This is a genomic window from Allosalinactinospora lopnorensis, assembly GCF_000981225.1.
Classification (GTDB): Bacteria; Actinomycetota; Actinomycetes; order Streptosporangiales; family Streptosporangiaceae; genus Allosalinactinospora; species Allosalinactinospora lopnorensis.
In genome coordinates this window covers 44,236-52,287 of the sequence record NZ_LAJC01000039.1, presented here as the reverse complement: position 1 = coordinate 52,287, position 8,052 = coordinate 44,236, and the positions used below count along the sequence as shown (strand labels likewise).

Genomic DNA, 8,052 nt, shown 5'->3' with positions numbered 1-8,052 from the left:
GGCCGTGGCCGCGGCGGCGGTACGGCGGGTGCGTTCGGCCGTCCGGGCGGTCGGCCGGGCCGCGCGCGCAAGTCGAAGAAGCAGCGCCGCCAAGAGTTCAACGACATGCAGGCGCCGTCATTCGGCGGTGTCAAGATCCCGGGCGGGAACAACCAGACGATCCGACTGTCGCGCGGTGCCTCCCTCTCGGACTTCGGCGACAAGATCGGTGTCAACCCGGCTTCCCTGGTCCAGGTCATGATGCACCTGGGCGAGATGACGACCGCGACCCAGTCGCTGCCGGACGAGACCCTGCAGTTGCTGGGTGAGGAGCTCAAGTACAAGGTCGAGGTCGTCAGCCCCGAGGACGAGGACCGCGAGCTGCTGGAGTCGTTCTCGATCGAGTTCGGCGAGGACACCGGGTCCGACCAGGACTTGCGTCCGCGCCCGCCGGTCGTGACCGTCATGGGCCACGTCGACCACGGTAAGACCAAGCTGCTGGACACCATCCGGAACAGCAACGTGGTCAGCGGCGAGGCCGGCGGCATCACCCAGCACATCGGTGCCTACCAGGTCGGGACCCGGGTCGACGAGGAAGACCGCAAGATCACCTTCATCGACACCCCGGGCCACGAGGCGTTCACCGCTATGCGTGCCCGCGGTGCGCAGGCGACCGACATCGCTGTGCTGGTGGTCGCCGCCGACGACGGCGTGAAGCCCCAGACGGCCGAGGCCATCGACCACGCCAAGGCGGCCGACGTGCCGATCGTGGTGGCGGTCAACAAGATCGACGTCGAGGGCGCCGATCCGCAGCGGGTGCGGGCCCAGCTCACCGAGTACGGTGTGGTCGCCGAGGAACTCGGCGGCGACGTGCAGTTCGTCGACATCTCCGCCCTGAGGGGCCAGAACCTCGACGCACTGCTGGAAGCCGTGGTCCTCACCTCCGACGCCGCTCTGGACCTGCGGGCCAACCCCGACATGGACGCCCAGGGGCTGGCGATCGAGGCCTATCTCGACCGCGGCCGCGGCTCCATGGCCACGGTCCTGGTGCAGCGCGGCCGGCTGAAGGTGGGCGACTCGATCGTCTGCGGCGACGCCTACGGCCGCGTGCGCGCCATGCTCGACGAGCACGGGAAGAACGTGCAGGAGGCGGAGCCGTCCCGGCCCGTCCAGGTGCTCGGTCTGACCAACGTGCCCAGCGCGGGCGACAGCTTCCTGGTCGTCAAGGACGACCGGGTGGCGCGCCAGATCGCCCAGCAGCGCGAGGCGCGGGAGCGGTTCGCCCAGCAGGCGCGGTCCAGCCGCCGGGTCACCCTCGACAACTGGCAGAAGACCCTCGAGGAAGGGGAGCGCAACGAGCTGCTCCTGCTCATCAAGGGTGACATGTCCGGTTCGGTCGAGGCCCTGGAAGAGTCCCTGCAGAAGATCGACGCCGGAGGCGACGAGGTCGGCATCCGCGTCATCGGCCGCGGTGTCGGTGCGATCACGCAGAACGACATCAACCTGGCCGCGTCCGCCGATGCGATCATCGTGGGCTTCAACGTCCGGCCGGAGGGCAAGAACAGCGAGCTCGCCGACCGGATGGGCGTGGACATCCGGTACTACTCGGTCATCTACCAGGCGCTCGACGAGATCGAGTCCGCGGTCAAGGGGCTGCTCAAGCCCATCTACGAGGAGGTCCAGCTCGGTTCCGCAGAGATCCGCGAGGTCTTCAAGGTTCCGAAGGTCGGCAACATCGCCGGCTCGATCGTCCGCAGCGGTACCATCCGGCGCAACGCCAAGGCGCGGCTCATCCGCGAGGGCGTCGTCGTCTCGGAGAACCTCACTGTGGAGTCGCTGCGCCGGTTCAAGGACGACGCCACCGAGGTCCGCGACGGCTACGAGTGCGGCATTGGGCTCGGCTACAACGATCTCCGGGTCGAGGACGTCATCGAGACGTACGAGATGCGCGAGAAGCCGCGTGAGTGACGGGCGATAGGCGCACCTGCCCGGACCCCGGCCCGTTGGCCGGGGTCCGGGCAGGTTTCGCCGCACCGCGGCGGCACCGGCGCCAACAGCCCACACTGTCCAATGCGTGAACCGGGGTGAGTGCGTGTTCGTCGGAGCCTTGACGCTCGACATCCTGCTCGGTGACGTCCGATCCTTGAAGCAGAAACGTTCGGTCGTCCGGCCGATCGTGGCCGAGTTGCAGCGCAAGTTCTCCGTGTCCGTCGCGGAGACCGGAGAGCAGGAGTTGTACCGGCGGAGCGAGATCGGTGTCGCGGTGGTCGCATCAACGGCAGCGCACTGTTCCGACGTGCTCAACAACTGTGAGCGCCTGGTCGCCGGGCGCCCCGAGATCGAACTGCTCTCGGCGCGACACCGGCTTTTCGGTCGAGAGGAAGAATAGGATTCATGGTTGATGCGGCACGCGCGCGCAAACTCGCCGAGCGGATCCAGAAGATCGTGGCGGAGATGCTGGAGCGGCGTATCAAGGACCCGCGTCTGGGCTTCGTCACCGTGACCGACGCGCGCCTCACCAACGACCTGCGCGACGCCACGGTCTACTACACGGTGTTCGGCAGCGACGAGGAGAAGACGGGAACGGCCGCCGCCCTGGAGAGCGCCAAGGGCGTGATCCGGACGGAGGTCGGCAGGCAGACGGGGCTGCGCCACACGCCGAGCCTCACATTCGAGAGCGACGAGGTCCAGCGGAACGCCGCGCACATCGAGGAGCTGCTGGCCAAGGCGCGCAGCTCGGACGCCGAGGTGGCCCGGGCCGCCGCGACGGCCCAGCCCGCGGGCGATCCTGATCCCTACAAGGAACCGCGTGAGCACGACGAGGAGGACGGCTGAACCCCGGCGATCCGGTATGCGAGGAGCATCCACCCCTATGACCGAAAGCGGCGTCGTCATCGTCGACAAGCCCGCGGGCCAGACGTCGCACGATGTGGTCGCGCGTACGCGTCGGCTCGCGGGAACGCGCAAGGTCGGCCACGCCGGCACGCTCGACCCCATGGCCACCGGTGTGCTCGTTCTCGGTATCGGGAAGGGGACCAAGCTGCTCGGCCACCTCGCGCTCACCGAGAAGGTCTATGAGGCCACGATGCGGCTCGGCCTGGCCACCACCACCGACGACGCCGAAGGCGAGACAGTGGGCGGCGCCGGCGCCGAGGAGGTCGCGGACGAGGCGATCCACGACGGTGTCGCCGCGCTGACCGGAACCGTGTCGCAGATACCACCTCAGGTCAGCGCGATCAAGGTGGGGGGAAAGCGGGCGTATGCCTCGGCGCGGGCCGGTGAGGACGTCGAACTCGCCCCCCGGCAGGTCACGGTGGCGGAGTTCTCGGTGCGGGAGATCCGCCGTGTTCCCGGCGAGAGCGGCGCGCTGATCGACGTCGACGCCCGGATCACCTGCTCCAGCGGTACCTACATCCGGGCGCTCGCCCGGGATCTGGGGACCGCGCTCGGTGTGGGCGGGCATCTCACGGCGCTGCGCCGCACCCGGGTCGGCCCCTACGAGCTCTCCCGGGCGGCGACACTCGAAGAGCTGGCCGAGAAGTTCACCGCGGTGCCGCTCGCCGAGGCGGTGGCGGCGGCTTTCCCGGTCCGCGTCCTCAGCGCCGACGAGGCCGGCAAGATCTCGCACGGCAACCGCATCCCACCGGGTGACCTGGGACCCGGCCCGATCGGCCTGTTCGCCCCCGACGGCACCGTTGTCGCACTCGGCGAGCAGAAACCCGGGTACCTGAAACCGACCGTGGTCTTCGATCCCGCCTGATCCGCGCGGTCGAGTCGCTGCCGGGGCGGAGCCCGCAACGTGGCACCCTGGGGGCGAGAAGCAAGGCCCGTCCGGGCATCCGTTCGAGGGGAGCTGTTCGACGTGCGGCGCTGGCGCGGACTGGAGGAGATACCCGACGACTGGGGTCCGTCCGTTGTGACCATTGGTGTCTTCGACGGTGTCCACCGCGGCCATCAGAGCATCCTGAGCCGGGCCGTGGAACAGGCCCGGAAGCTGGAGCTTCCGGTGGTGGTCCTCACCTTCGATCCGCACCCCGATTCCGTCGTGCGCGGGCTGCCGCGCCCGGCGGTCCTCACGCCTTTCGACCGCAAGGCGCGGCTGCTGGAGCGGTACGAGGCCGGCGCCGTCTGCGTGCTGCCCTTCACGCGGGAGCTGTCGGGGCTCTCCGCCGAGGAGTTCGTACAGCGCGTACTGGTGGACCGGCTCCGCGCCGCCGCGGTCGTCGTGGGGGAGGACTTCCGCTTCGGCCACAAGGCCTCGGGTGACATCGGTGTGCTGCAGACCCTCGGGGAGAAGTACGATTTCGCGGCCGAGGGCGTGCGGCTGGTCTCCGACACCGGGGTCATCACCTCCACCCTGATCCGGCGCTGCATCGAGGAGGGGAATGTGGAACGGGCGCGCGCCGGGCTCGGTCGGCCGCACCGGGTCGACGGCGTCGTCGTGCACGGCGCCGCACGGGGGCGCGAGCTGCTCGGCTTTCCCACCGCCAACCTCGACTGTCCGGCCGGTACCGCGATCCCGGCCGACGGCGTCTACGCCGGCCGCCTGCTCCGGGCGGAGCCGCGCGGCGGCGCCGAGTCCTCCTGGCTCGCGGCGATCTCGGTGGGCACCAACCCCACGTTCGAGGAGGGGGCCCGCAGTGTCGAGGCCTACGCCCTGGACCGCGACGACCTGGAGCTCTACGGCGAGGCGATGGGAGTGGAGTTCCTGAACCGCATCCGGCCGATGCTGCGCTTCGACGGTGTCGAGGAGCTGATCGAGGCGATGCGCAACGACGTCGTCCGGGCCAGGGAACTCCTGGCCGGGTCCTGAACGCGTCCGGTACCTCGTTCTTTGCTGTAGACTGCACTGCGTTGCCCGTGCCGCTGTTGTGCGCCGGTCGCCTTCGGACGACCGGGCGCGAGTGACCAGGTGCGCGGCACCCCGCTGATCTCTCGCGGGGAGGACGCCTGGTCTCCCTTACGGTGACTGTTCGTACGCGTGGTCACCGAAACCGCACCCGCCCCCCTGCGGGGAAGTGTGCGGCGGCTTCAAGCGAACCTGCGTACCGATACGAGAAGGAGCGCCGTGTCGATCGACACCGCCACGAAGGAAAAGATCATCTCCGAGTTCGCCACCAAGGAAGGCGACACCGGTTCCCCTGATGTCCAGGTCGCGCTGCTCACGCACCGGATCACCCAGTTGACCGAGCACCTGAAGACGCACAAACAGGACCACCACAGCCGCCGTGGCCTGCTGCTGATGGTCGGGCGCCGCCGTCGGCTCCTGAAGTACATCGCGGACCAGGACATCACCCGCTACCGCAGGCTCATCGAACGCCTCGGCCTGCGACGTTAGCCCAGGTAAAGCGAGGGAGTGGTCGCGGCCACTCCCTTTCTTAGTAGTGTGGAACTACTATGGCCGCTGTGGCCAGGGAGTATCGTTCCCGGTGCCCACAGTGGTAGATATAACCAAAACCTGAAGCATTCCCGACCCCACCCTCGGCTCAAGCGTCGAGGCCGGTCCTCGGTAGTGGTCTTCGGCCCGCCCGCGCAGGGCATGCCGAGGGCTTCGATCGATGGCCGGCAGTCAGGGACCAGCGAGCGCCGCACCGGGCACGCCCCGTGCCGCTCCGACGGTCGAGACGACTTCTCGACGACGAACTCTTTCTCCGGGGTACGGCCGCGGGATCTTCGAGTATCCGACCCGTACAGGAGGTCGCCCATGGAGGGCGCGTATTCCGCCGAAGCAGTGATCGACAACGGTCGCTTCGGCACCCGAACCATCCGCTTCGAGACCGGGCGCCTCGCCCGGTTGGCCGCCGGCTCCGCCGTCGCCTACCTCGACAACGAGACCATGGTGCTGTCGGCGACCACGGCTTCGAAGCGGCCCAAGGAGAACCTCGACTTCTTCCCGCTGACAGTCGACGTCGAGGAGCGGATGTATGCCGCCGGGCGTATTCCCGGCTCCTTCTTCCGGCGCGAGGGCCGTCCCTCCGAGGACGCCATCCTCACCTGCCGGCTGATCGACCGGCCGCTGCGCCCGTCGTTCCAGCACGGTCTGCGCAACGAGATCCAGGTCGTCGAGTCGATCATGGCGCTGCACCCCGACCACCTATACGACGTGGTCGCGATCAACGCGGCGTCGATGTCCACCCAGCTCGCCGGGCTCCCGTTCTCCGGTCCCATCGGCGGTGTCCGCGTGGCGCTGATCGAGGGGCAGTGGGTGGCGTTCCCCACGCACAGCGAGCTGGAGAACGGCACGTTCGACATGGTCGTCGCCGGCCGGGTGCTGGACGACGGCGACGTCGCGATCATGATGGTCGAGGCCGAGTCCACCCTGAACACGCTGAAGCTCGTCGCCGACGGCGCCGTCGGTCCGAACGAGCAGACCGTGGCCGAGGGGCTCGAAGCCTCCAAACCGTTCATCAAGGTGCTCTGCCGGGCCCAGCAGGCGCTGGCCGACCAGGCCGCCAAGGAGACCGGTGAGTTCCCGGTCTTCGTCGACTACGAGGACGACGTCTACCAGGCGGTCGACACCGCGGTCCGCGAGGAACTGTCCCAGGCGCTCACCATCGCCGACAAGCAGGACCGCGAGTCCGAGCTCGACCGGGTCAAGGCCGTGGCCGGCGAGAAGCTCCTGGAGGACTTCGAGGGGCGTGAGAAGGAGGTCGCCGCGGCGTTCCGGAGCCTCACCAAGCAGCTGATGCGGGAGCGGGTACTTCGGGACAAGATCCGCATCGACGGTCGCGGTCCCAAGGACATCCGGCAGCTCAGCGCCGAGGTCGGGGTGGTCCCGCGGGTGCACGGCTCGGCGCTGTTCGAGCGCGGGGAGACCCAGATCCTGGGCGTCACCACGTTGAACATGCTGCGCATGGAGCAGATGGTCGACACTCTGAACCCGGAGAAGACCAAGCGCTACATGCACAACTACAACTTCCCGCCGTACTCCACCGGTGAGACCGGCCGCGTGGGCTCGCCCAAGCGGCGCGAGATCGGCCACGGCGCGCTCGCCGAGCGGGCGCTCATTCCGGTGCTCCCGTCCCGCGAGGAGTTCCCCTACGCGATCCGGCAGGTGTCGGAGGCCGTCGGGTCCAACGGCTCCACCTCCATGGGGTCGGTCTGCGCCTCGACGATGTCGCTGATGTCGGCCGGCGTTCCGCTCAAGGAGATGGTGTCCGGTATCGCCATGGGCCTGATCAGCGAAGGGGACGAGTTCGTCACGCTGACCGACATTCTCGGCGCGGAGGACGCGTTCGGCGACATGGACTTCAAGGTCGCCGGCACCCGCGAGCTCATCACCGCGCTGCAGCTCGACACCAAGCTCGACGGTATCCCCGCCGCGCAGCTCAGCATGGCGCTCCAGCAGGCGCGGGGCGCCCGCCTGGCCATCCTGGAGGTCATGCAGGAGGCCATCGAGCGTCCGGCGGAGATGAGCCCGCACGCGCCGCGCATCCTCACGGTCAAGGTGCCTGTCGACAAGATCGGCGAGGTCATCGGCCCCAAGGGCAAGATGATCAATTCGATCCAGGACGACACCGGCGCCGAGATCACGATCGAGGACGACGGCACCATCTACATCGGTGCCACCGACGGCCCGTCCGCCGAGGCCGCGCGCGACACGGTCAACAGCATCGCCAACCCGACGATGCCCGAGATCGGTGACCGCTACCTCGGCACGGTGGTGAAGACCACGGCGTTCGGCGCGTTCGTATCGCTGCTTCCCGGCAAGGACGGCCTGCTGCACATTTCGCAGATCCGCAAGCTGCACGGCGGAAAGCGCATCGAGAACCTCGACGACGTCATCAGCATCGGCGAGAAGATCCAGGTCGAGATCCGTGAGATCGACGACCGCGGCAAGCTCTCCCTGGTCCCGGTGGAGGTCGTCGAAGCCGAGACCGCCGGTGAGGAGGCTGCGGAGGACTCGGCCGAGGAGGCCGACACCCAGGCTGAAGGCGGCAAGGAGCGCCGCCGCCGCCGCACCCGCGGCGCCCGGGCCGAGAACACCTGATCACGCCGGAAACGATGGGGCGGTCGCGCGGTGGTGCGGCCGCCCCGTCTCTTTCCCCCCTTCTCGGCCGACCCCCTTACGAC

The 8,052-nt window shown here is 68.8% G+C and carries 7 protein-coding genes; all 7 read left to right on the top strand.

The genetic code is table 11. The features are described from left to right. A partial coding sequence (gene infB, locus VS93_RS15325; RefSeq protein WP_052745787.1) for a translation initiation factor IF-2 occupies positions 1-1,947 on the top strand: 1,947 nt, incomplete at its 5' end. A 124-nt stretch (positions 1,948-2,071) separates the two neighbouring features. Continuing rightward, positions 2,072-2,368, top strand: a complete 297-nt coding sequence (locus VS93_RS15320; RefSeq protein WP_046470600.1) for a DUF503 domain-containing protein — start codon at positions 2,072-2,074, stop codon at positions 2,366-2,368. A 5-nt stretch (positions 2,369-2,373) separates the two neighbouring features. Further along, positions 2,374-2,814, top strand: a complete 441-nt coding sequence (gene rbfA / locus VS93_RS15315) for a 30S ribosome-binding factor RbfA (protein ID WP_046470599.1) — start codon at positions 2,374-2,376, stop codon at positions 2,812-2,814. Between the two features lie 37 nt (positions 2,815-2,851). Next, positions 2,852-3,739: a tRNA pseudouridine(55) synthase TruB gene (gene truB / locus VS93_RS15310; RefSeq protein WP_046470598.1), complete on the top strand. Its 888-nt coding sequence runs from the start codon at positions 2,852-2,854 to the stop codon at positions 3,737-3,739. Positions 3,740-3,841: 102 nt separating this feature from the next. Beyond that, positions 3,842-4,792, top strand: coding sequence for a bifunctional riboflavin kinase/FAD synthetase (locus VS93_RS15305; protein ID WP_046470597.1), 951 nt, complete (start codon positions 3,842-3,844; stop codon positions 4,790-4,792). Between the two features lie 255 nt (positions 4,793-5,047). Beyond that, complete coding sequence (gene rpsO, locus VS93_RS15300; protein ID WP_046470596.1) at positions 5,048-5,317, top strand: 30S ribosomal protein S15; 270 nt, start codon at positions 5,048-5,050, stop codon at positions 5,315-5,317. 366 nt (positions 5,318-5,683) lie between these two features. Then, complete coding sequence (locus tag VS93_RS15295) at positions 5,684-7,969, top strand: polyribonucleotide nucleotidyltransferase (protein ID WP_046470595.1); 2,286 nt, start codon at positions 5,684-5,686, stop codon at positions 7,967-7,969. The last annotated feature ends 83 nt before the right edge of the window (positions 7,970-8,052 follow it).

Bases quoted from the DNA above. Each gene is read 5' to 3' on its own strand.
- rbfA (WP_046470599.1), top strand. From the start codon at position 2,374: ATGGTTGATGCGGCACGCGCGCGCAAACTCGCCGAGCGGATCCAGAAG.
- truB (WP_046470598.1), top strand. From the start codon at position 2,852: ATGACCGAAAGCGGCGTCGTCATCGTCGACAAGCCCGCGGGCCAGACG.
- VS93_RS15295 (WP_046470595.1), top strand. From the start codon at position 5,684: ATGGAGGGCGCGTATTCCGCCGAAGCAGTGATCGACAACGGTCGCTTC.